This is a genomic window from Enorma phocaeensis, from assembly GCF_016901575.1.
In the GTDB taxonomy this organism is placed as follows: domain Bacteria; phylum Actinomycetota; class Coriobacteriia; order Coriobacteriales; family Coriobacteriaceae; genus Limicola; species Limicola phocaeensis_A.
The window spans coordinates 142,371-163,032 of record NZ_JACJKQ010000004.1; the positions used below are offsets into that span (position 1 = coordinate 142,371).

19 protein-coding genes, 1 tRNA gene and 1 pseudogene are annotated in these 20,662 nt (G+C 62.8%); 6 read left to right on the top strand and 15 right to left on the bottom strand.

Annotation, left to right across the window (positions count from 1 at the left end; all coding sequences use genetic code 11):
* Positions 1–123: 123 nt before the first annotated feature.
* The 6 genes from H6A15_RS04690 to H6A15_RS04715 all read left to right on the top strand — a co-directional run bounded on the left by H6A15_RS04690 (position 124) and on the right by H6A15_RS04715 (position 4,343).
* Positions 124–1,374, top strand: coding sequence for an MFS transporter (locus tag H6A15_RS04690; protein WP_204672598.1), 1,251 nt, complete (start codon positions 124–126; stop codon positions 1,372–1,374).
* Positions 1,375–1,558: 184 nt separating this feature from the next.
* Positions 1,559–2,416: a mechanosensitive ion channel family protein gene (locus H6A15_RS04695; RefSeq protein WP_204672599.1), complete on the top strand. Its 858-nt coding sequence runs from the start codon at positions 1,559–1,561 to the stop codon at positions 2,414–2,416.
* Between the two features lie 191 nt (positions 2,417–2,607).
* On the top strand, positions 2,608–3,303 hold the full coding sequence (locus H6A15_RS04700) for a hypothetical protein (protein WP_204672600.1): 696 nt from the start codon (positions 2,608–2,610) through the stop codon (positions 3,301–3,303).
* 71 nt (positions 3,304–3,374) lie between these two features.
* A complete protein-coding gene (locus tag H6A15_RS04705) occupies positions 3,375–3,464 on the top strand; it encodes an AraC family transcriptional regulator (RefSeq protein ID WP_204672601.1) in 90 nt (29 codons plus the stop codon).
* Between the two features lie 206 nt (positions 3,465–3,670).
* Entirely contained in the window at positions 3,671–4,018 is a 348-nt protein-coding gene (locus H6A15_RS04710) for a type II toxin-antitoxin system Phd/YefM family antitoxin (RefSeq protein ID WP_204672602.1), read from the top strand.
* Positions 4,011–4,343 (top strand): type II toxin-antitoxin system RelE/ParE family toxin, encoded by a 333-nt coding sequence (locus tag H6A15_RS04715; RefSeq protein ID WP_204672603.1) that lies wholly within the window; start codon positions 4,011–4,013, stop codon positions 4,341–4,343. The genes H6A15_RS04710 and H6A15_RS04715 overlap by 8 nt, the downstream gene beginning before the upstream one ends.
* Before the next feature lie 153 nt (positions 4,344–4,496).
* Here H6A15_RS04715 and leuB read toward each other — a convergent pair whose 3' ends face one another.
* The 15 genes and pseudogenes from leuB to rpmG form a co-directional block, all read right to left on the bottom strand.
* Complete coding sequence (gene leuB, locus H6A15_RS04720; protein ID WP_204672604.1) at positions 4,497–5,663, bottom strand: 3-isopropylmalate dehydrogenase; 1,167 nt, start codon at positions 5,661–5,663, stop codon at positions 4,497–4,499.
* A 48-nt stretch (positions 5,664–5,711) separates the two neighbouring features.
* Complete coding sequence (locus tag H6A15_RS04725) at positions 5,712–6,209, bottom strand: 3-isopropylmalate dehydratase small subunit (protein WP_204672605.1); 498 nt, start codon at positions 6,207–6,209, stop codon at positions 5,712–5,714.
* Between the two features lie 278 nt (positions 6,210–6,487).
* The gene (leuC, locus tag H6A15_RS04730) at positions 6,488–7,741 is read right to left on the bottom strand and encodes a 3-isopropylmalate dehydratase large subunit (protein ID WP_204672606.1); all 1,254 of its coding nucleotides are present in this window, start codon (positions 7,739–7,741) and stop codon (positions 6,488–6,490) included.
* A gap of 375 nt (positions 7,742–8,116) precedes the next feature.
* The gene (locus H6A15_RS04735) at positions 8,117–9,649 is read right to left on the bottom strand and encodes a 2-isopropylmalate synthase (protein WP_204672607.1); all 1,533 of its coding nucleotides are present in this window, start codon (positions 9,647–9,649) and stop codon (positions 8,117–8,119) included.
* 492 nt (positions 9,650–10,141) lie between these two features.
* Positions 10,142–11,266, bottom strand: a complete 1,125-nt coding sequence (locus tag H6A15_RS04740; protein ID WP_204672608.1) for a permease prefix domain 1-containing protein — start codon at positions 11,264–11,266, stop codon at positions 10,142–10,144.
* A complete protein-coding gene (locus H6A15_RS04745) occupies positions 11,263–11,613 on the bottom strand; it encodes a PadR family transcriptional regulator (protein ID WP_204672609.1) in 351 nt (116 codons plus the stop codon). The genes H6A15_RS04740 and H6A15_RS04745 overlap by 4 nt, the downstream gene beginning before the upstream one ends.
* A 200-nt stretch (positions 11,614–11,813) precedes the next feature.
* Positions 11,814–11,927 (bottom strand): annotated as a pseudogene (locus H6A15_RS04750) (50S ribosomal protein L1); the annotation flags it as partial.
* 233 nt (positions 11,928–12,160) lie between these two features.
* Positions 12,161–15,151: an S-layer homology domain-containing protein gene (locus H6A15_RS04755; RefSeq protein ID WP_204672610.1), complete on the bottom strand. Its 2,991-nt coding sequence runs from the start codon at positions 15,149–15,151 to the stop codon at positions 12,161–12,163.
* 282 nt (positions 15,152–15,433) lie between these two features.
* Positions 15,434–17,788, bottom strand: a complete 2,355-nt coding sequence (locus tag H6A15_RS04760) for a LuxR C-terminal-related transcriptional regulator (protein WP_204672611.1) — start codon at positions 17,786–17,788, stop codon at positions 15,434–15,436.
* A gap of 173 nt (positions 17,789–17,961) precedes the next feature.
* Complete coding sequence (gene rplA / locus H6A15_RS04765; protein ID WP_204672612.1) at positions 17,962–18,669, bottom strand: 50S ribosomal protein L1; 708 nt, start codon at positions 18,667–18,669, stop codon at positions 17,962–17,964.
* Positions 18,670–18,776: 107 nt separating this feature from the next.
* On the bottom strand, positions 18,777–19,205 hold the full coding sequence (gene rplK, locus H6A15_RS04770) for a 50S ribosomal protein L11 (protein WP_204672613.1): 429 nt from the start codon (positions 19,203–19,205) through the stop codon (positions 18,777–18,779).
* Positions 19,206–19,323: 118 nt separating this feature from the next.
* Complete coding sequence (nusG, locus tag H6A15_RS04775) at positions 19,324–19,860, bottom strand: transcription termination/antitermination protein NusG (protein ID WP_204672614.1); 537 nt, start codon at positions 19,858–19,860, stop codon at positions 19,324–19,326.
* Between the two features lie 3 nt (positions 19,861–19,863).
* On the bottom strand, positions 19,864–20,241 hold the full coding sequence (gene secE, locus H6A15_RS04780; RefSeq protein ID WP_204672615.1) for a preprotein translocase subunit SecE: 378 nt from the start codon (positions 20,239–20,241) through the stop codon (positions 19,864–19,866).
* A 78-nt stretch (positions 20,242–20,319) separates the two neighbouring features.
* A tRNA-Trp gene (locus tag H6A15_RS04785) sits at positions 20,320–20,395 on the bottom strand.
* Between the two features lie 12 nt (positions 20,396–20,407).
* The gene (gene rpmG / locus H6A15_RS04790; protein WP_079989048.1) at positions 20,408–20,557 is read right to left on the bottom strand and encodes a 50S ribosomal protein L33; all 150 of its coding nucleotides are present in this window, start codon (positions 20,555–20,557) and stop codon (positions 20,408–20,410) included.
* Positions 20,558–20,662: the final 105 nt, after the last annotated feature.

Sequence of the window (20,662 nt, forward strand, 5' to 3'; positions counted from 1 at the left end):
GCGATGCTGCCGCCGGCGCCTCGCCCCACTAAAGACACGGGCATGCAAAGGTTTAGGCATGGCAACAAACGCGCTGCTACAATTACGAATGTTTGAACCGATTCGACTCTGGAAAGGCAGCCCATGTCCCAGCCCACGCACGCGACCGCCACCCCCAAGACTTCTCCCGACAAGAGAGGTGGGCGTCTCACGCCCCACGCGCTCGCCTGCGTAGCCTTGCTCACGCTGCTGGGCTTTTCCCTCGGATGCTCTGAGTTTGTGGTCATCGGCATCGAAACCGAGCTGGCCGAGGCGTTCGGCGTGAGCCTCGCCCGCGTCGGCGAGCTCATCAGCTTCTTCTCCATCACCTATGCGGTCTGCACGCCCGTGCTCGCCATCACCACCGGGCGCTTCAAACGCTACCAACTGCTCGTCGCCTACGCAGCGGTGTTTATCGCCTCGAACGTCGCCATGGCGTTTGCGCCGACCTTCGAGCTGCTCCTCGCCTCGCGGGTGTTGCTTGGCGCGGTATCGGGAGCGCTCCTCGCTGTCGGCGTAACGTTCATTCCCGAGCTTGTAGGCGTCGAGAAGACCTCGATGATGATTTCTATCGTATACGCGGCCTTTTCCGTTGCCATGGTCATATCGACCTCTGCGGGAAAGATGATTGCCGAGACCATGGACTGGCACCTGGCCATGGTCGGCGTGCTCGCAATGGCGGTCATTACGAGCCTGGCGTTGCTGGCGGTGCTTCCGCGCACCGGCAGCACCGACGAGCCCGCCACCATGCGCGAACAGGCAGTGCTGTTTTTGGAACCGCAGATTCTCACCGGTATGGCGATCTTCATCTTTGGCGTGGGATCGGTCTACGTGTTCTACGGCTATGTGACTCCCTACCTCGAAACCATCCTGGGGCTTGACGCCCTTGGCGCCAGCACCGTGCTCATGGCGTATGGCGTCGCATGCTTCTTCTCCAACCTGCTTTCCGGCTGGTTCGACGCCCGTTTTGGCATGAAGTCCCTCCTGGCAAGCTTTTTGGTGCAGGCGGCGCTTCTGTTTGGATTGTTCGCCCTCGGCTCGACCATGCCCGCAGCCCTCGTCGTGGTGCTCGCCATCGGACTGTCCATGTATATCGTCTCGGTCCCCTGCATCAGCCTGTTCATGCGCGTCGCCCGCACGCGCCATCCCAAGGCGCTCACGCTGGCGAGCTCGCTCGAACCCATGTCGTTCAACACCGGCATCGCCTTTGGCACCGCCGTGGGAGGGGCCGTGGTCTCCGGACCGGGCATGGCCCAGGTCGGCTTGGTGGGCGGCGCGTTCTCGATTGTCGCCCTTGCTTTGGTCGCGATAACGCTGCTGCTGGACCGCAAGGTCCGGCGCGAATCGATGCAGTAGCCGCCAGCATCGCCCCGACGCCTCCGCATCGCGCCCTGGCGGCCAGCCGTTACAAGTCAGGCAGGCCGCTGCACGCATCGACTTCCGTCACGGCAATGAGCAACGCGCCGGACTCTCCCGCCACACGGAAGCGGCAGCCCGCTGTGGGTATCATGAAAGAGACCTACCGCACGAAAGGACCGCCATGCCGCAGCTTCTTGCCGATATTCTCGGCTTTTTGCAAATCCCCCTCGTCCAGAGCATCATCTGGTCAGTTATCTTTGCCGCCATCACGCTTGCCCTCGCCAACGTCGCCGCGCATACCGCGCAGCGCCTGCTTCATCACGACAGCAATCCGCTGCCCACATCGAGCATCATCGTCAACATCGTGAGGGCAACGGTATACGTCGTGGGCGGCAGCTTTATTCTGGGCACCTGCTTTGGCCAAGATGTCAGCGCGTTTATCACCGCCCTCGGCGTCGGAGGCATTGCGGTCTCGCTGGGCTTCCAGGACACCCTTTCCAACCTTATCGGAGGTCTACAGGTCACGCTCATGGGTATCGTCAAGCCTGGAGACAACATCGAGGTCGGATCTTCGATGGGCGTGGTCCAAGACGTGACCTGGAGGCACACCACCATTCGCGACAGCCTTGGGCAGACGGTCATCATTCCAAACTCGGTGATTTCAAAGACGGCGCTCGTCCACCTGCTTCCCGCCAGCCGTGTCGCCGTACCCTTCGCCGTGTCGCGCCACGTCGACGTCGAGACGCTGATTCCGGCAGGGGGCCACAGCTCCTCGGAGGAGGCGGGCCCCGACCCTGCCGAAGATGGTCGGCACGGAAAGGTGGCTCGCGACCTCGACCAGCTCTCTGACACCATCATCGATCAGGCGCGGCAGGCCGCTGGCGCCGTATCCCCCATTACCGATGGCCCTAAAGTATTCTTCTCTGAAGTGAGCGAACTGGGCATCAAGGGCAAGGTGATCTTCACGATCGAAGACGCCTCGAAAACTTCCGTCGCTGCTGACGCCGTCGTTCGCGCCATTGCCCGCGAGCTTGGGTAGCCCAGGCACGCCGCCAAGGCCAACCGCGCCGCTCGTCCGCTCACCGACAACATCCCGCCATTGGCGTCGGCCCTTGCCATCCCGTGACGACTGACTATAATCCCGCGCTAACCCACGGCGAGACACCCGTCTCGCCGCGCAGTCGTGGCAGCGCTGCCCTGTGCCCGCGCCACCCGTCGAGAGGTCGAGTCATGGAAACTATCGTCTTAAGCCTCGGCGTTGCCGTCTGCATCGCGCTTATGGGTGCCTTTATGGTCTACTCCGGAGACTACCGCCTGCTTCACGGATATCACTATGCCACCACACCCGTGGCAGAACGGCCCGCACTTGCCCGCGAGACAGGAGGCTGCCTGATCGGCACGGGCGTCTCGATTGCGCTGATCACCCCGACCATCCTTCCCAGCTGGGCTTCCATCGTGGGAGCCGTCCTGCTTGTGGCGAGCATCGCAGGCATGTTCGTCGCCGTCATCCGCCACAACGGGGCGCTCATGAGCTTCGCCCCCAACGGAAGCTGGCCACTTATGAACACCAAGCCGCGCATGACCATGCTTGCCTGCGCCGCCGTCGGCATCGTCCTGTCGCTGCTTGGCATCGTGCCGGGCGTGAATATGATAGCCACCGGCGATGTGAGCTCGCTGCACAGCTACCACTATGCCAACGTCGCCGCCTCCGACCTTCCGTCGCTCGCACTCGTAGAGGGAGCATGCATGGTCGCTCTAGGTGCCGGCATGTTCGCATGCGCCATCGGCTGCGGCGGCATGACCCTTCGCCGCCCCGCCCCTCTTTGGAGCAAGGTGCTTTTGGGCATCGGCGGCACGTTGTTTGGAGCAAGCATCATCGGCGCGCTTGCCGCCATCGTCTACTTCAACGGATCGCTTATGGGATAGGGCCCCAAACATCGCAAGCGTACAATCCTGCGCAAGACGCATCGAGAAGACTTCGGGCGTGATTCGGCTTCATGCGCCAAATCACGAGCAACCTCACGACGTTCTATCGCACATTTCGCGAGTGGACCGGCACCACGCCCCACGAATGGCGCAAGCGGTAGTCGTGGCCGCAGCGACCCGCCCCTCAGGACATTCGCCCGGCATTCCCATGCATACCCGATTCCTCGACGTCGTCTTCCGATCTAGTTAGGGCCCTCCGTCGAAGCCGGCTGTGCTGACGTGCCGATCCGTGAAGGGTGGTCCGGCAAGCCCCTCATCATCTATCATAATTATGATAGAATTATTTCCATGAGCGAGAGGACTCCCAATGCAAAAGATTCGACCTGTCTCAGACTTGCGGAATAAGTTTACTGAAGTTTCCTGCGACGTACATAAAAGCGGCGAACCTGTCTTCCTCACCAAAAATGGGGTGGGAGACATGGTCGTCATGAGCATGGAAGCATTTGCTGCCTTAGAATTTGACAGCTCGGTCTACACCAAGCTGCAAGACGCAGAGCGCGAGGCAGAAACCACCTCAAAGCGCTATTCACCAGATGAAGTGCTCGCAGCGATACGCTCAACACTTGAATCGAGCGCACTCATACCGCACTCGACCGATGATGCTGACATGACTCAACGCACGACGGAAGCACAGAGGGCCTCTACTCATGTATAGCGTCGAATATCTTCCGCTTGCCCTCAGGGATCTTCAAGAGATCGCCCGCTATATCGCCCATGCGCTCAAGAATCCCGCAGCGGCCGAACGCACCGTGGAGAATATCGTACGCGCCGTGGACCAGCTGAGCGACATGCCGTATCGGCGAGCCGTCTACACGCCCATTCGACCGCTCAAGCACGAATACCGGACCATGCGCTGCGCAACATATGTTGCATTCTATTGGGTCGAAGAGGATCGCAAGACCGTGGTAGTCGCCCGCGTTCTCTATGCGAAGGCGAATATCAGCAAGCGGCTTTCCGAAGCCGAGCGCCTGTCATCGTGATGCCAAACCGCTGGCAACAGCCTCCCGCGCGCCATGCCCCATCAAGTTCCGGCGGCGGCGCAGCAGACGGGGGGCACGCCGGCCCCGACATGCCCCCACCCGACACAGAAACGCTTGCGCCGCACCTCATGGGGCGCCGCGGTCTCGATCCTCCTAGATGCGCTTGGCCACCTCGTCGCCCATCGCCTCGGTGCCCAGCGTCTTCTCTGCAGGCGTCGACCCGTCGGCGATGTCGCGCGTGCGCAGCCCTTCGTCCAAGACCTCCGTCACGGCACGGCGGATATCATCTGCCGCATCCGCCATATCGAAGCTGTAGCGCAGCATCATCTCGACGGAGAGGATCTGCGCGAGCGGGTTCGCGATGCCCTGGCCGGCGATGTCGGGAGCGCTGCCGTGGCTCGGCTCGTAGAGCGCCACGCCGTCGCCCAGGCTTGCCGACGCGAGCATGCCCAAAGACCCTGTGATCTGCGCGGCCTCGTCGGAGAGGATGTCGCCAAACATGTTCTCAGTCACCACGACGTCAAAGGTCGCCGGACGATTGATGAGCTGCATCGCGGCGTTGTCCACGAGCACGTCCTCGAGCTCCACGTCGGGATACTCCGCGTCGTGGATGCGATGCACGATCTCGCGCCACATGCGGCTCGTCTCGAGCACATTCGCCTTGTCCACGCTCGACACCTTGCTGCGACGCTTGCGAGCGGCGTCGAACGCCTGCCGCGCGATGCGCTCTATCTCGTACTCGCGGTACTCAAGCGTGTCGTAGGCGCGCTGACCGGGCTTGCCGTCCGCGCCGGCGCCATCCTCGTCGTAGAAACGCTCGCGGCGGCCAAAGTACAGGCCACCGGTCAGCTCGCGCACGATCATCATGTCCACGCCGTCGATCACCTCGGGCTTGAGCGTCGAGGCGCCTGCAAGCGCGGCAAAGATCTGCACGGGCCGAAGGTTGGTGTAGAGCCCAAGCTCCTTGCGGATCTTGAGCAGGCCCTGCTCGGGACGGGGGGCATTGGGATCGGTGGTGTCCCATTTGGGTCCGCCGACAGACGCGAGCAAAACGGCGTCGGAAGCGCGAGCCGCCTCGAGCGTGCCGTCCGGCAACGGATTGCCGCATGCATCGATCGCCGCACCTCCGATAAGCTCGTCGGCGCACTCAAAGCCCACGCCGTACTTCTTTCCCACGGCGGCGAGCACCTTCTTGCCCTCGGCAATGATCTCTGGGCCGATGCCGTCACCCGGCAGGCAGCAAATCTTATAGGTCTTCTTCACGTTGCAACTCCAATTCTGCGAGCTCGGGCCCGCCGCAAACGGATTGTCCAGCGGCATGCGCGTGCATCCTCCTTCATGAAATGGATGAAATGAACCCGTCCCCAATCATCCCATGGCGAGCTTGGCGCGGGTGCGCTCGACCAAGCCGCCCGCCTCGATGATCTCGGCGATGAACGGCGGGAACGGCTCCGCCGTGAAGGTCGCACCGGTATCCAGGTTGGTGATGGTCCCGGCATCGGTGTCGACCGCGACGCGCGCACCCGCCTCGATGGCATCGACCGCATCGGGGCACTCCAGGATGGCAAGGCCCACGTTGATGGCATTGCGGTAGAAGATGCGTGCAAAGCTCTTTGCGATGACGCACGACACGCCCGCTGCCTTGAGTGCCACCGGGGCATGCTCACGGCTCGAGCCGCAGCCAAAGTTCTCCTCCGCGACCACGATATCGCCAGGCTTCACGGTCGTGGCGAAGGTGGGGTCGATATCCTCCATCGCATGCGCCGCCAGATGCGCATGGTCGGAGCTATTGAGATAGCGAGCGGGAATGATCACGTCGGTGTCGACGTCGCGTCCATATTTAAAAACGGTGCCTTCGAACTTCATGGTAGATATCCTTTCTTGTCACCCGTGGTCCTGGGCGCATTCCCACGTGCTCAAACAGTCCTCGGCCTTCGGCCTGCGGAAACTGCGCGCGAGGGAATGCGCCCAGGACCTCGCGCCAAAGAGCCCCCTGCCGCTCAAGGCCCCTCGCTTGATTTAGCCAGGCGAAGTAGACCTTGTAGCGCCGGCCTCGGCGGCATCGTCCGTCGCGAGTTCCGCAGCGAGCGCAGCGAGCGAGGACTGTCCGAGCAGCGGATGATGCCGCCGAGGCCCTGGGGAAGTTACAGGTCTGACGGAGCGCAGATGTGACCGGCGACGGCGCTAGCCGCGGCGACGGCGGGGCTCGCCAGATAGACCTCAGAGGTCGTGTCGCCCATGCGGCCTACGAAGTTGCGGTTCGTGGTGGACACGCAGCGCTCGCCCGCCGCGAGGATCCCCATGTATCCGCCCAGGCACGGGCCGCAGGTGGGCGTGGAGAACACGCAGTTCGCATCCACAAACACCTGTGCCAGGCCCTCGTCCATGCACTGGCGGAACACCGCCTGGGTCGCGGGAATCACGATGCAGCGCACATTGGGGTTCACCTTGCGACCACGCAGCACCTCGGCGGCAGCACGCATGTCCTCGATGCGTCCGTTGGTGCACGAACCGATAACTGCCTGGTCGATAGCGATATGCGTCGACTCGCTCACCGGATGGGTATTGCTGGGAAGATGCGGCCACGAAACGCACGGCTTGATGTCGGCGGCGTCGATCTTGATCACGCGGGCGTATTCCGCGTCGGGGTCGGCGTGGTACTCGACATAGGGACGCTCGCAACGTCCTTCCAGCCAGGCGCGGGCCATGTCATCGACCTCGATGATGCCGGCCTTGCCGCCCGCCTCGATCGCCATATTGGAGATGGTCATGCGCCCCTCCATGGAGAGGTTGCGGATGGTGGAGCCGGCAAACTCCATCGCCTGGTAGAGCGCGCCGTCGACGCCGATCAGACCGATGATGTGCAGGATGATGTCCTTGGCGGAGGCTCCATCGACGAGCTCGCCCTCGATCTCGAAGCGGATGGTGGGAGGAACCTTGAACCAGGCACGTCCTGTCGCCAGGCCCACGCCCGCGTCGGTGGAGCCCACGCCGGTGGAGAACGCGCCGAGCGCGCCGTAGGTGCAGGTATGCGAGTCGGCACCGATCACCAGGTCGCCCGGCACCACGACGCCCTGCTCGGGCAAGAGGGCGTGCTCGATGCCCGCACATCCCTGCTCCCAGTAATGCACGATCTTCTGCTCATGGGCAAAGTCACGCATCTTCTTGGTCTGCTCGGCGCTCTTGATGTCCTTGTTGGGCGCATAGTGGTCGGGAACGAGGCATACGCGGCTGCGGTCGAACACCTCTTTCGCTCCCAGCTCGTGGAAGACGTCGATGGCGATGGGCGCGGTGATGTCGTTGGCGAGCACCAGGTCCAGGTCGCACTCGACGAGCTGGCCGGGCCGCACCTCCTCGAGGCCGGCGTGCGCCGCCAGGATCTTCTCAGCTACAGTCATGGGACGTGGCATGGTCGTAAGTTCCTTTCTGAAATCCTTCCGTGAGTCTCGGGGCATCATCCTTCGCTGGTCCTCGGCATGCTGCCTGCGGAAGCGCTCAGGATGTTGCCCCGAGACTTGTGTAACCCTTTCTTTCCAGGTACGACGCCCGATCAAAGGGCGAACATGAACGTTTTCGCGAGGCTTCCCCTTATATAGGGCGCCGCGCCGCGGCGCGCTAGATTCAAGCGAGGTTGCCAAGCACGGAGGCCGAACCATTCGCGTGCAAGCACGGTACCGAGGGGCTGCCGGATGTTTCGTCCCGAGCGCTTCCGCAGCGCGCAGCGCGAGGACCCGCGAAGGATGGAATCATCCAGCAGCCCGGCCAGGTCCGACCTACGCCGCATGCTCCCGCTGATCGGAGATCAGGCGGTTCAAAGCGTTGACGTAGGCCTTCGTGGAGGAGACGATGATGTCGTTGTCGCTGCCGCGACCGGTGTACACCTCGCCCGAAGCCGCCGTCACGCGCACCGTCACCTCACCCATGGCGTCGATGCCGCGCGTAATGGCCTTGATGGCAAACTCGGAGAGGTCGTTTTCGACCTTCACGATCTCATCGACAGCCTTGTATGCAGCGTCCACAGGACCCGTGCCGTACGCGGCGACGGTGTGCTTCTCGCCGCTCTCGTCCACCAAGGTGAGCGTCGCGGTCGGCGTAAGCGGGAAGCCGCAGGAAACCTGAACGGCGTCGAGCGTCCAGATGGCCTTCGACACACGCTCGCGCTCGTGCACGATGGACTCCAGGTCCTCGTCGTACACTTCCTTCTTCTTGTCCGCAACCTCCAAGAACGCCTGATAGATGCTCTCAAACTCGTCATCGGCAAAGGTGTAGCCCAGCTCAGACATACGATGGCGCAGCGCCGCATGGCCGGAGCGGGCAGACAGGATGATCTGCGAGCCGGCAGCGCCCACGTCGGCCGGGTCGATGATCTCGTAGGTGTCGCGCGCCTTGAGCACGCCGTCCTGGTGTATGCCCGAAGAGTGTGCGAAGGCGTTGGCGCCCACGATGGCCTTGTTGGGTTGCACGTTGATGCCGGTGATGGAGCTCACGAGCTTCGATGCGTGGCAGAGCTCCTGCGTCACGATGTCGGTGTGGGCGTCGAGCTCCCTGCCATGCATGCGGATGGCCATGACGACCTCTTCGAGCGAGGTGTTGCCCGCACGCTCGCCCAGGCCGTTGATGGTGCACTCGATCTGCGTGGCGCCGTTGCGGACGCTCTCAAGCGCCAGCGCCGTTGCCATGCCCAGGTCGTTGTGGGTGTGCACCGAGATCGTGACGTCTTCGATGCCGTCGACGCGCTCGCGCAGGTCGCGGATGCGCTGCCCGAAGTGCCAAGGCAGGTTGTAGCCGGTGGTGTCTGGGATGTTGACGACCGTGGCGCCGGCCTTTACCGCAGCCTCGATGATGCGAACGAGGAAGTCCTGATCGGCTCGGCCGGCATCCTCGGCGTAGAACTCTACATCGTCAACGAAGTTGCGCGCCAGCTTGACCGCACGAATCGCGCGCTCGATCGCCTCATCCTCGGTAAGATGCAGCTTGTCATGCAGATGGCTCGGCGACACGCCCAGACCGGTATGGATACGGGGGCGCTTTGCGGTCTTGAGCGCCTCGGCGGCAACCTCGATGTCCTTGTCCACCGCGCGGGTGAGGCCGCAGACCGTGCACCTATCGCCCGCGATGCGGCCGATCTCGGCAACGCTCTTGAAGTCGCCCGGGCTAGAAATGGGGAAGCCGGCCTCGATGACGTCGACGTTCATACGGATGAGCTGCCGGGCGATGATGAGCTTCTCTTCGGTGTTCATGCTTGCGCCGGGAGACTGCTCTCCATCGCGCAGCGTTGTGTCAAAGATGGCGATCTTGCGGGTCATGGTTCCTCCTACTGTGAGCCGTTGCATCCAAATCGTGCTCTGCAGGGGATGACACACATGCCGCGCTTACGCAAAAGGCACCCGGACGGTCCGCCAAGCCCTGCAGGGCGAGGGGCAGATACGCGTCGCGGGTGCCTGGTGGTACGGTTAATCCAAACGGGCCTACAGGCTGGCCGACACCCCCGGCGCGCATGCACCTAGTAGTAGGGCGTCTAGGGATAGAAGCTGCATGGCGGCAGGAGCCTCGACGGCCCAAGCTGCGATGTTCATTGCGAACTCCATGCGTTCATCCCTTCGTCTCTCGCCGGCCTTGCGGACGTGGCGATGGTTTGTAGTGTAGCAAACTAAAGTGCCAACGCAAGCGACAATCTGATAGGCGGTATAGGCGATCATTCGGCTGCCACCAATTGGCCGTCAGGCGGCGCGCCAGGTTGAATACCCCGGCGCGCCGCCTTCTCACACAGTTTTTGCCATTTGAAAGATGCGACGGACCTAGTTGGTCTCGGCACGGTCCACGACACGCTCTGCAAACTCTACCCGATCAAGATAGCCCTTCACCTGTGACCAAGCATCCGTGCTTTCAAACAGCGAGCCGTTGAGCTGGGTGACCAGTCCGTCGCTCACGCTGGTGAAGCTCGATTCGAGGCTCGTGCGCTCAAACACATAGGTATCGGCATCCCACTGGCTGTCGTTGGCCTCTTGCAGGGTTACGCGCACCATCGATATATCGGGATACACCGAGAAGATGGCGGTCGCATTGTAGGCAAGGGCGAGATCGATGGCGTCTCCATCGATGTCCTCAGACACCTCCGTGTAGTCAATATAGGCGACCCCGGTGGCAGTATCGTCCAACCCCGCCTCGCGGCGATGGGCGCCCAGCGGCAACTCGGCAGCAAGGTCTGCCACCTCGGAGCTCATTGCCCGTCCTGCATAGATCTGCAGCAAGTCTGCCGTGCTGTCCTCTATCTCCTGCATGAGGGCTGTGGTCGCCTCGTACTCGCGCTGGTCCTCGGGATCGGTGAACGTGGGCGTCTGCCCAGAGTTTCCCGCGTTGTTGCCAGCATTGCCGCCCGAGTTGCCTTGCGTGATGTCCTGCACGTTGGCAACCGTGTCTTCTACGCGGTCGACTGCGGGCTCCACAAACATGTTCATGGCAACCCAGAGGCCGCCGAGCACCAATACAGCCGCAGCCGCGATGCCAACGACGACCGGCCACTTCTTCCTGGGCGCCTTGCTCGTTCCCGCTTGCTGGACATCTGCCTCCATAGGCGGAACAGGCGCCCCTGCGACCCGCGCCTTCTCATCGGACGACGAATCGCCCGAAGGCGAATCCATCACCTGGGTAGGAGCGCTTGACGCAGCATCGTCAGCGTCCAGCCTCCGCGTATCGCTGCCCCCATCTTCCGACAGCTCGCCGTCAGGCGAAAGGACATCATCGATGCTAGGGACGCTCTCTTTGGTTTTCTTCAGGGCCTCGTCCTCTGACATGCCGTCAGCAAGATAATCCTGATACCGCGCCATCAAGTTGCCATAGATCTCTTCTTTGAGCTCAATGTTCTCGGACGTAAGGACCTTGCCCTCGAAGAGGTGTTCCACATACATACGAAGCTCGTTCATCGGTCTCCCCCGTTCTGGTTCAGCAGCCTATCAATGATGTCGCGGACTTTTACCCAGCGCTCTGTTGCGTCCATCAACTCCTGGGATCCCGCATCGGTGATTCGGTAATACTTACGACGTGCCCCCTGCGTCTCATCACCCCAATAGCTCGAGACAAATCCCTGTCCCTCAAGCCGCTTGAGGCAGGTATAGAGCGAGGGCTCTTTCATCTCATACTGTCCATGGCTCGTTTGAGCGACCTCTTTGAGAATTTCATACCCATAGCTGTCGCCTCGGGAGAGCGTGCAAAGGATGATTGCGTCAATGTTGCCACGAATCAAATCGCTTACCGCGTCTCGCGTAGCCATTGCGTCACCTCCTAGGTTGGCGCCGTTTCCTGCTAAGCTCAATCTAACATAGAGTACTATGTCTGTCGATATACTTTCTTTAGTTAAGTGTTACATCAGGAATAGTGGCAGGCGCGAAACTAGATACAAAAAAGCCCGGCCTCGCAAAACGAGACCGGGCTTCACATGACCCGAAGGGATTTCTGTCTTAGAAACCTTGCTTACTCAGCCATGAAGTTGCGCTGGACAGCAGGATCGACCTTGACGCCAGGGCCCATGGTCGAGGTGAGAGCGATGCTCTTCACATAGCGACCCTTAGCAGAGGACGGCGTGACGCACCGGTTCCAGGTCGACCGCGCCTCGATGGAACGGCTGCGGGACCACCCGCAGGCATGCATCGGCATCACCGGCCTGCCCGAAACGCAGCTCGTCATCAGCATCGACTGGGAGGCTCAATCCTCGGACTGACGGCGCCCGGGCACGTCCCGGCCCGACAAACAGGAAAGGCGGGGCCGCTCGGCCCCGCCCCATCCCCCGAGGCGTCAGCCCCGGGCCGTATTGCGAATGCTCACCGCATCGCGTTGCGGTAGATCATGAGCATGATCTGCTGGCGCGTGCAGTTCTCGAACGGGGAGAACGTGGTCGGGGAGGTCCCGATGACGACGCCCCGGTTCGCTGCCCACTTGACCGCCCTGGCGAACCAGTCGGTCGATCGGACATCCTGGAATGAGCTTCCATCGGCGATGATGATGCCGCGGCCGTTCTGCTTCCACAGGAACGTGACGATCTCGGCGCGGCTCACCGTGCTGCCCGGCTCGAACGTGGTCGGGGTCGTGCCGTCGGTCACACCGTTCTCGTACGCCCAGGCCACGGCCTTGCCGTACCAGACGTTCTCGTCCACGTCCGTGAACGGGGTGTCGAGGCTTGCGGGCTCGGGGCAACCGGCGGCGCGCCACATCATGGTCACCGCCATGGCACGGGTGCAGGAGCCGTCACCGTCGAAGTTGTCGAAGTCCATGGTCGTGACGCCCTTGTCGATGCCCCACGCGACCGCCTTGGTGTCCTCGGGGGTGACGCTCACCGTCATCCGGTTGGACGTGACGTCGCCCACCGTGGCCTCGACGACGATCGTGCCGGAGTCGCCGGGGACCAGCATACCGTCCTCGATGGTCGCGCCGCCGGAGACGACGAACCACTCGACCGGCTCGTCGGTCGCGAACTCATCGCCGTACTGGTCGTACGTGGCGACAGGGACGTCGGACATCTGGAGCGCCTCGGTGTTGAGTTGCATGCTCTCGGGAATCTCGGCCTTGCCCAGCGCACGTGCAGGCTGTGCGGTGACCGCGCACCAGTCGGAGTACACGTCGTCGACGCGGGCGCGGACGTGGTAGGTGCCGGGAACGGAGAAGGACACGGCCCCGTCCTCGACGGTGATGCCCGTGAGCTCCTGCGCCTCCCAGGTCACGGCCTGCGCGACCTCCTTGCCCGTCGGATCGTAGACCGTGGCGGTCAGCGCGTCGTCGCCCTCGATGGCCTGCGGGGCGTCGCCCACGATGCCCGTGAGCTCGCCGGACACCGCGATGAAGCCCTGGAAGACCTCGGGCGCGGCGTTCACGTGCACCTCGAGCGTGGCCGTGCGACTGAGCTCGTCGTTGGTGGTGTAGTGGCCCGGGTAGAGGCTCGAGGTGTACGCGTCCTCGTCGATCACGTAGCGGAGCGTGAGCGTGCCGGACTGGTCGCCCGCCACCAAGGAGGTGAGACCGCTCGCAGGGTTCTTCTCAAGCCTGGCGATGGGGCTGTCCGTAACCTCGTCGCCAGTATCGTCGACCAGGATCCAGTGGCCGTTGAGCTTGTTGAAACCGTAGTATGAGGCGTTCTGGTCGTTGTAGCCGGAGAGCGCGATGTTGTTCACCACGAAGCGGTCGCCCGGCCTCATGTTGCCGAGGCGCGCGGTGTAGAGCGCCGCATGGTTGACGGAGACGCGGTCGAGCGGACGCAGGGCCTCCTTGCCGTAGACCTCCTGCGTGACGGAGTTGTCGGTGACCTCCATCGTGGCGCCGGTCGTCGAGGTGGCGTAGCTCGTCGCGAGCTGCTGGACGCGCTTCTCGAGGGTCGTGTTCGAGCCGATGAGCGAGTTCCAGTTGATGCCGTCGCCGTCGGTGAGCGACCTCTCCACGATGGCGCGCTGGTACAGGTCGGATGCGGCGGAGTCCTTGAACTCGGCGAGCACCCGCGTGTCGGCCTTGGCGTTGTTGTTCGAGGGGTCGAGCGTCCACTCCACCACCGCGACGTCGAACTCGAGGGCGACCGGGCAGTTGTAAGTCGTGGTCGTCGTGGTCGTGCTCTCGTACTGCTTCAGCAGGACGTTCGTGTAGGGCTCGAGCGGGACATTGACGGTGTAGGTGTTGGTCAGCGAGTCGGTGAGTGCCTCGGAGTCCGTCCACCCGGCCTGGATGGTGCCGGTCGTCGTGAGCCCCATGGTGAAGCCGAAGCTCGAGTTCATCTTCGCGACCACGACTGAGCCGCCGGCGCCCATGGTGGCGGTGCGCGACATGTTGAACGCCTGGGCCAGCGAGGTGTTGCGGTTGATGGTGCTCGTCGCCGTCTCCTGGACGGTCGAGGTGAGCGTCTGGGCGCCCGTGATGTCGCGGTTGGTCTCGTTCTTCAGGTCGCTCAGGAACACCTCGCCGTCGGAGGCGGCGTTGTTCTTGACGTGCGTGTAGTAGTCATCGTCGTCCGGGAGCACCGTGGAGACCTTGAAGTCGCTGAAGATCAAGCCGAGCGCCTGGTAGTGGCCCTTCTTGTTCTTGCCGCTCGTCTTGTAGGCACCGATGTCCATGTACCACACGTCGTTCGAGGTGTAGTTGTCGAGCGCCGTGTTCTCCTCGATCGCCACGTCGTCGAGGCGGTCGTCCTTCGTGTCCTTCTGGTCTTTGCGACCACCGCCCGCGTTGCGGTACGCCGCCCAGATGTCGTCCTCCATCTGGTCGACAGCGTCCGCCACCGAGCTCGCCGACGTGAAGCCGCTGCCGTAGACGTAGTAGTCGTCGTCCCCGCCGGAGCGGTGGACGTCTTCGACCGAGACCTCGCCCGTGGTGTCGCGCCTGGTGGCCAGGTGCTCGCCGAGGGCGTAGTCGAAATCGGCCTTGAACTTGGAGTCTCCCGTGCCGCTGCCGTACGTGCCCTGGATGACCTGGCCGAGCTCCTGCCAGCGGGAGGCCTGGGACTCCCAGGTCGACGAGTCGACGTCGGGCACGCCCGAGCCGTCGGCCTTGTTGAGGTCGGCGGGATTGCCCGGCACCGTGTAGGCGTCGGACAGGAACTTGGTCTTGCCGGTCATGAGGTCCTGGAAGAACAGGCGACTGCTGTCCTCGATGTGGCTGCTGTCCACGCTGTAGTACGTGAGACCCTGGGCGCAGTCGTAGATGACCTCTCCCATCTGCGGGTCGCTCTCCCCCGCGAACGCGACCGTGGGAAACGAGCTCAGCGCCATCAGGCCCACGAGCATGCCCGTGGCGAGTGGCTTCACCCCTTCCCGCATGACGTTCCTCATGCTCATACGCAACTCCTCCTCATGCCTGGCACCGCCCCGGAAGGAATCCTGGAAGCAGGGCGACGCCGTGTCCGTGCCGCGGCCGCGGCCGCGCCGTTGCGCACGATTATTGAAGAGGGAGGGATGGCTGTAAATCATACCAAAGTATGAGAGCGGCGCCTCCGGGTGCGGGCGGCAGACACTATTTTGCCAGCTCATGGGTGCCATACGCACAATTCCTACCGGACAGGCGAACGGTTCTCGCCCGCGCCGGCGCCCGTACCCGCCCGAAGCGGACGACGGGAGCGCCTACACCAGATGCAACTTGAGCGCCTTGGTCTTCGCCTCCGTGCGGCGGTTCACGCCGAGCTTGCGGAAGATCTTGCTCACATGGGTCTTCACCGTCGCCAGCTGGATGTCGAGCACCGCGCAGATCTCGGCGTTGCTCTTATCCGCGCAAAGGAGGCGCAGCACCTGGAGCTCCGCGCCGGAGAGCGGCGCCACCACGTCGCGCCTCGGCTCCAGAAAGTCCGGGTAGTAGGCGGCCTGCTCGCGCGCGGCTGCCACGAGGCGCTTCAAGAACTTTCCGTCTCGGTCCCACCCGCACGCATCCAGAAGCGGTAGCACCGCCGTGCCGAACTGGGCGACCGGCCGCACGAAACAGTAGGGGCATGCCTCGTCGAGCGCACGGGCCGCGTCGTCGCGCCAGGCGGGGTCGTCAAGCCGCCGATGGGCAATCGCCGCGAGCAGGCTCAGGCTGATGCCGTCGAGATGGCGATGGCACTGCTCGACATAGCGCCCGAGGGGCGCCAGGGTGAGCAGGGCCGCCCGCGGATCGCCCGTCGCGAGCTCCGCCATGGCCTTGGTGAGGTAGAGGTAGCGCTTCATGACGTGCACGTTCAGCGGGTCGCGCGGCGCCTCGGCCGCAAGCCATGCCTCGACCGTCGCGTCATCGTCCACATGCAGCGCCAGGCGGCACTCCATCGCCGCGATGGTCGGCCCGAAGCGGACGAGCCCGCGCTCGGAGAAGCTCTCCTTGATGCTGGCGAGCGCCTCGCGCGCGTCCCCCGGGCGGCCGGCGGCGACCTGTGCCCGGATGAGGAGGCCCACCACGGCGAACTCGATGTCCGGTGTGCCGCTGCGGCGTATCTCCGTCAGGCGGGACATGAGCGAGAGCAGCCTCGTCATGACGTCCTCGCCCTTCTCGAACTTGCTCTCGGCCACCGCCGCGTCGGGCAGGCCCACGCCGTCACGCCCCAGCAGCACCTCCACGGGCCGCTTGAGCGTCGCGTAGAGCACGTCGTCCCGACGGCTCCACTCCGAGAAGTCCTTGCCGCCGTTCATGATGCTCGGCAGGTTGCTCGTCACGCTGAAGGGGGTGAGCTCGACATCGTGGTTCATTATGAGCTTCACCACGGCGGGGATCGTCTCGACGAGTGCCTCGACCGGGCGCTGAGGCAGGGCGATGTCGAGCCAGGCGAGCCGGCTTCTCACCTCCTTGCGAGCCACGTCGGAGCGCTTGAGCGCCATGCCGTAGTCCCTAAGCGCGCGGTACCACCGCTCGGACCCCTCGTAGTCCGTCTTGATCGCGCACAGCATGCTCATCGCCTGCATGAGGGCGGGCGACGCCAGGATCTCAGCGTCGGGCAGCTCGAGGTAGTAGCGCTCCAGCTCGCTGTAGTGCGCCGCCCCTGGATGGAGCTCGGCGTTGCGCTCCAGGAGCTCCGAGATCTTGCGGTGGTTGCCGCTCTTGCTGTAGCACGCGAGGGCGTTGCCGTAGTCCTCGTGCAGCTCGTAGTAGATGCCGCCGCGGTCGAAGATGTCGCGCACCTGCTCCGCGGAGTGGCACTGGTAGAGCTCCCATTCGAGGAAGCTCTTGAAGATCGGCCAGAACCGGTAGCGGCCCAACCGGTCCTGGATGAACATCGAGGTCTTCCGCAGCACCCGGCTGAGCATCTCGCCGGCCGCGTTGTCGCCCGTCACCATCACCACGAGCTCGACCTCGACCTCGTTGAACGGGGCGAGCTTCATGAGCATGCGGCGCGTGGGCTTGTCGAACTGGCGAAACACCGCCTCGTCGTAGTAGGAGAAGATTTCGCGACGCACCAGATCCGCCGTCTCGGGCCGCCAAGGGGCGCCCTCGGCCATACGACGCGCGAGGATGTTGATACCGAGGGGGTACCCGTGCGAGACGGCGAGGATGTTCGAGAGCTCGACGGTGGTGGGCTCGACGCCGTACGCCTCGAACACCTTCGCCGTCGCCTGGCGGTCGAGCATGAGGTCGTGGGTGCCGATGGGCGTGAGCAGCCCGGCGTATTGGAACGACAGCATCTCCCCAGGCACCGCCGAGCGGCTCTCCAGCACGAAGCGCTTCTCCGGGAGCGACCGGATGAGCGCGCAGAGCCCCTGGAGCTCATCATCAAGCATGTCGGGGATGTGGTCGATGACGAGGACGTCCCAGGTGCCGTCGCCGGCGTCGGCGGGGAGCTCGAAGGCCGGGTCGGAGGCGTCGAGCCTGAGCACGCGCCATCCGGCGAGCACACAGTCGATGGTCGCCGTCTTGCCGAATCCGCACGGCGCCGAGAAGTACACGACGCGCCCGGCCTCCATAGCCTGCTCAAAGGCGACGCGCACCGACTCGTTCACCGCGACGACGTTGCTCATGCCCTGCACCCCCGCCTCTTGGATTTTACCTGGGTCCATCCCCAGCCAGGTACCATACTGGCATGGGAGCGCGGTCGCGTCATCATACCAAAGTATGAGACGCATGAGAAACGCCCGCCTGCCAAGGCAGACGGGCGCTCTGTGGTGCAGATGGTGAGCGGAAGCAGCGAAGGCTACTCGGCCATGAAGTTGCGCTGGACAGCAGGATCGACCTTGACGCCAGGGCCCATGGTCGAGGTGAGAGCGATGCTCTTCACATAGCGACCCTTAGCAGAGGACGGCTTGACGCGCAGAATCTCGGTGTAGAGAGCAGCGTAGTTCTCAACGATCTTCTGGTCGTCGAAGGAAATGCGTCCAACCGGCACGTGGCAGATGCCATAGCGGTCGGCACGATACTCAACACGGCCGGCCTTGAGCTCGGCGACCATCTTGGCAACGTCCATCGTCACCGTGCCCAGCTTGGGGTTGGGCATAAGACCACGGGGGCCAAGGATCTTACCGATGCGGCCAACCTTGGCCATCATGTTCGGGGTAGCGATAGCGGCATCGAAGTTGATCTCGCCAGCCTGGATCTGGGCGACGAGGTCATCAGAACCGATGACGTCAGCGCCGGCGGCCTCGGCCTCGCGAGCCTTCTCGCCCTCGGCGAAGACGGCGACGCGCACGGTCTTGCCGGTGCCGTGAGGCAGGGAGATGGAGCCACGAACGTTCTGGTCGGCCTTACGGGTATCGATGCCCAGACGGAAGTGGGCCTCGACGGTCTCGTCAAACTTGGCGGGAGCGACCTCCTTGACCAGCTTCACGGCCTCAAGCGGCGTGTAGAGCTTCTGGGAGTCGACTTTCTCCGCAGCAGCGCGGTAGTTCTTTCCATGCTTCGGCATGTTGCACCTCCTGTGGTAAACGGGCTGAGCCCTCCCACATCGAACGCGTGCCCTATTGCACGCTAAACGGGTGCGCCCCTATGACGCACCCGTAGTTACCAAATGAGTTACTCGGCGATGGTGACGCCCATGGAACGGGCGGTGCCGGCAACGATCTTCTTGGCGGCCTCAATGTCGTTGGCGTTGAGGTCCGGCATCTTGATCTCGGCGATCTTGGTGAGCTGCTCCTGGGTGAGCTGGCCAACCTTGTCGCGCTGAGGAACGGCGGAGCCGCTCTTGAGCTTGAGCTCCTTCTTGATGAGGTGAGCCGCAGGCGGGGTGTGGCACTCGAAGGAGAACGTGCGATCCTCGAACACGGTGATGACGACAGGGATGACGTCGCCCATCTTGTCCTGCGTGGCAGCGTTGAACGCCTGGCAGAACTGCATGATGTTCACCTGAGCGGCACCAAGGGCGGGGCCGACGGGAGGAGCCGGGTTAGCCTGGCCGGCAGGAATCTGAAGCTTGATGACGGTGGTGACTTTCTTCTCAGCCATCTTTCAAACCTTCCTGGAGAAATACTTGCAGAACAATCTATCGTCAGCGTTCACGTGCTAGAAGCACCTGCGAGGTTGAGCGGACCCCGTGGAAACACGCGCTCGCGAACAAACAACCTTAGCCGATAACGGCAACCTGATCGAAGCCAAGCTCGACAGGGGTCTCTCGACCAAAGATCAGCAGGGTGACCTTGACCTTGCCGGACTCGGCGTTGACCTCGGAAACCTGACCATCGAAGTCGGCCAGCGGCCCAGAGGTGACCTTGACCGTGGTTCCGACCTCGAGATTGACAGCGGTACGCTTAGGAGCATCGCCCTTCTTGGAGCGACGCATCATCTTGTTGTACTCGTCACGGGAGAGCGGAGAAGGCTTGCCGTTGGCGCCAAGGAAACCCGTGACGCCTGGGGTGTTGCGGACGCACGTCCAAGCGTCGTCGTCCATCTCCATACGGACAAGGACATAACCCGGGAAGATCTTGACATCCTTGGTCTCGCGCTTGCCGCCCTCTTTGATCTCAGTGACGGTCTCGGTGGGAATCTCGATATCGAAGATACGATCCTGCATGCCCATCGTCTCGATGCGATGCTCAAGATCGGTCTTGACGCTCTTCTCGTATCCAGAATAGGTGTGGACCACATACCAACGCTTCGACATGGCCTACCCCCTCAGTCCAGCAACAAGAGCGAGACCCTCGCCGATAGCCATATCAAGAACAAAAATCACGACGCCGACGACCACAAGGGAGACGCAGACGGCGACGGAGTAGTTGATGAGCTCCTTCTTGCTGGGCCATGTAACACGGCGCATCTCGGAGCGAATCGAACCAAGGTACTTCTTGGCACGAGTGAGAAGACCGGGCTTCTCGCCCTTCTTCTTAGCCTTTGCAGCCTTGGAGTTCTCCTTGGTGGCCTTAGGCTTGGCCTCAGGCTTCTTGGCGACTGCCTTCTTGGAGTCGACCTTAGCATCGGCCGCGGCAGCGGCGGCAGGCTGGCTGCTCTTCTGCTGTGCCTTCTTCTTGTTCTTCTTGTTGGCCATGATGCTGAACCTCCGGCGCAAAAGCGCTTGACAGTTAGAAACCGTAAGCCTCGTTTCCGAGGCTTACGGGATAGATGCTGGCACGCCAGGAAGGACTCGAACCCTCAACACTCGGTTTTGGAGACCGATGCTCTACCAATTGAACTACTGGCGTATGTTTATGAGACTAGCGAGTCTCTTTGTGCACGGTGTGACGACGGCACCAGGGGCAATACTTCTTGATCTCCATACGATCAGGCATGTTGGCCTTGTTTTTGGTCGTCGTGTAGTTGCGACGCTTGCACTCAGTGCACGCAAGGGTGACTAATGTACGCATGAAACTCATTACCTCCAAATACCGCCCCGTACGGGCACGATGGAACACAATAGCATCTGAATTCTGCCACGTCAACGCTTAAATCAATGAGTTGAACGCCCTACA

Excerpts from the sequence above, each read along its gene's own strand:
- secE (WP_204672615.1), bottom strand. The coding sequence starts at position 20,241 with ATGGCCAACAAGAAGAACAAGAAGAAGGCACAGCAGAAGAGCAGCCAG.
- H6A15_RS04700 (WP_204672600.1), top strand. The coding sequence starts at position 2,608 with ATGGAAACTATCGTCTTAAGCCTCGGCGTTGCCGTCTGCATCGCGCTT.
- leuC (WP_204672606.1), bottom strand. The coding sequence starts at position 7,741 with ATGACTGTAGCTGAGAAGATCCTGGCGGCGCACGCCGGCCTCGAGGAG.
- H6A15_RS04745 (WP_204672609.1), bottom strand. The coding sequence starts at position 11,613 with ATGGCTACGCGAGACGCGGTAAGCGATTTGATTCGTGGCAACATTGAC.
- H6A15_RS04715 (WP_204672603.1), top strand. The coding sequence starts at position 4,011 with ATGTATAGCGTCGAATATCTTCCGCTTGCCCTCAGGGATCTTCAAGAG.
- H6A15_RS04755 (WP_204672610.1), bottom strand. The coding sequence starts at position 15,151 with ATGAGCATGAGGAACGTCATGCGGGAAGGGGTGAAGCCACTCGCCACG.
- H6A15_RS04760 (WP_204672611.1), bottom strand. The coding sequence starts at position 17,788 with ATGAGCAACGTCGTCGCGGTGAACGAGTCGGTGCGCGTCGCCTTTGAG.
- rplK (WP_204672613.1), bottom strand. The coding sequence starts at position 19,205 with ATGGCTGAGAAGAAAGTCACCACCGTCATCAAGCTTCAGATTCCTGCC.
- nusG (WP_204672614.1), bottom strand. The coding sequence starts at position 19,860 with ATGTCGAAGCGTTGGTATGTGGTCCACACCTATTCTGGATACGAGAAG.
- rplA (WP_204672612.1), bottom strand. The coding sequence starts at position 18,669 with ATGCCGAAGCATGGAAAGAACTACCGCGCTGCTGCGGAGAAAGTCGAC.
- H6A15_RS04740 (WP_204672608.1), bottom strand. The coding sequence starts at position 11,266 with ATGAACGAGCTTCGTATGTATGTGGAACACCTCTTCGAGGGCAAGGTC.
- H6A15_RS04705 (WP_204672601.1), top strand. The coding sequence starts at position 3,375 with ATGCGCCAAATCACGAGCAACCTCACGACGTTCTATCGCACATTTCGC.
- H6A15_RS04725 (WP_204672605.1), bottom strand. The coding sequence starts at position 6,209 with ATGAAGTTCGAAGGCACCGTTTTTAAATATGGACGCGACGTCGACACC.
- H6A15_RS04690 (WP_204672598.1), top strand. The coding sequence starts at position 124 with ATGTCCCAGCCCACGCACGCGACCGCCACCCCCAAGACTTCTCCCGAC.
- H6A15_RS04735 (WP_204672607.1), bottom strand. The coding sequence starts at position 9,649 with ATGACCCGCAAGATCGCCATCTTTGACACAACGCTGCGCGATGGAGAG.
- H6A15_RS04710 (WP_204672602.1), top strand. The coding sequence starts at position 3,671 with ATGCAAAAGATTCGACCTGTCTCAGACTTGCGGAATAAGTTTACTGAA.
- rpmG (WP_079989048.1), bottom strand. The coding sequence starts at position 20,557 with ATGCGTACATTAGTCACCCTTGCGTGCACTGAGTGCAAGCGTCGCAAC.
- H6A15_RS04695 (WP_204672599.1), top strand. The coding sequence starts at position 1,559 with ATGCCGCAGCTTCTTGCCGATATTCTCGGCTTTTTGCAAATCCCCCTC.
- leuB (WP_204672604.1), bottom strand. The coding sequence starts at position 5,663 with ATGCCGCTGGACAATCCGTTTGCGGCGGGCCCGAGCTCGCAGAATTGG.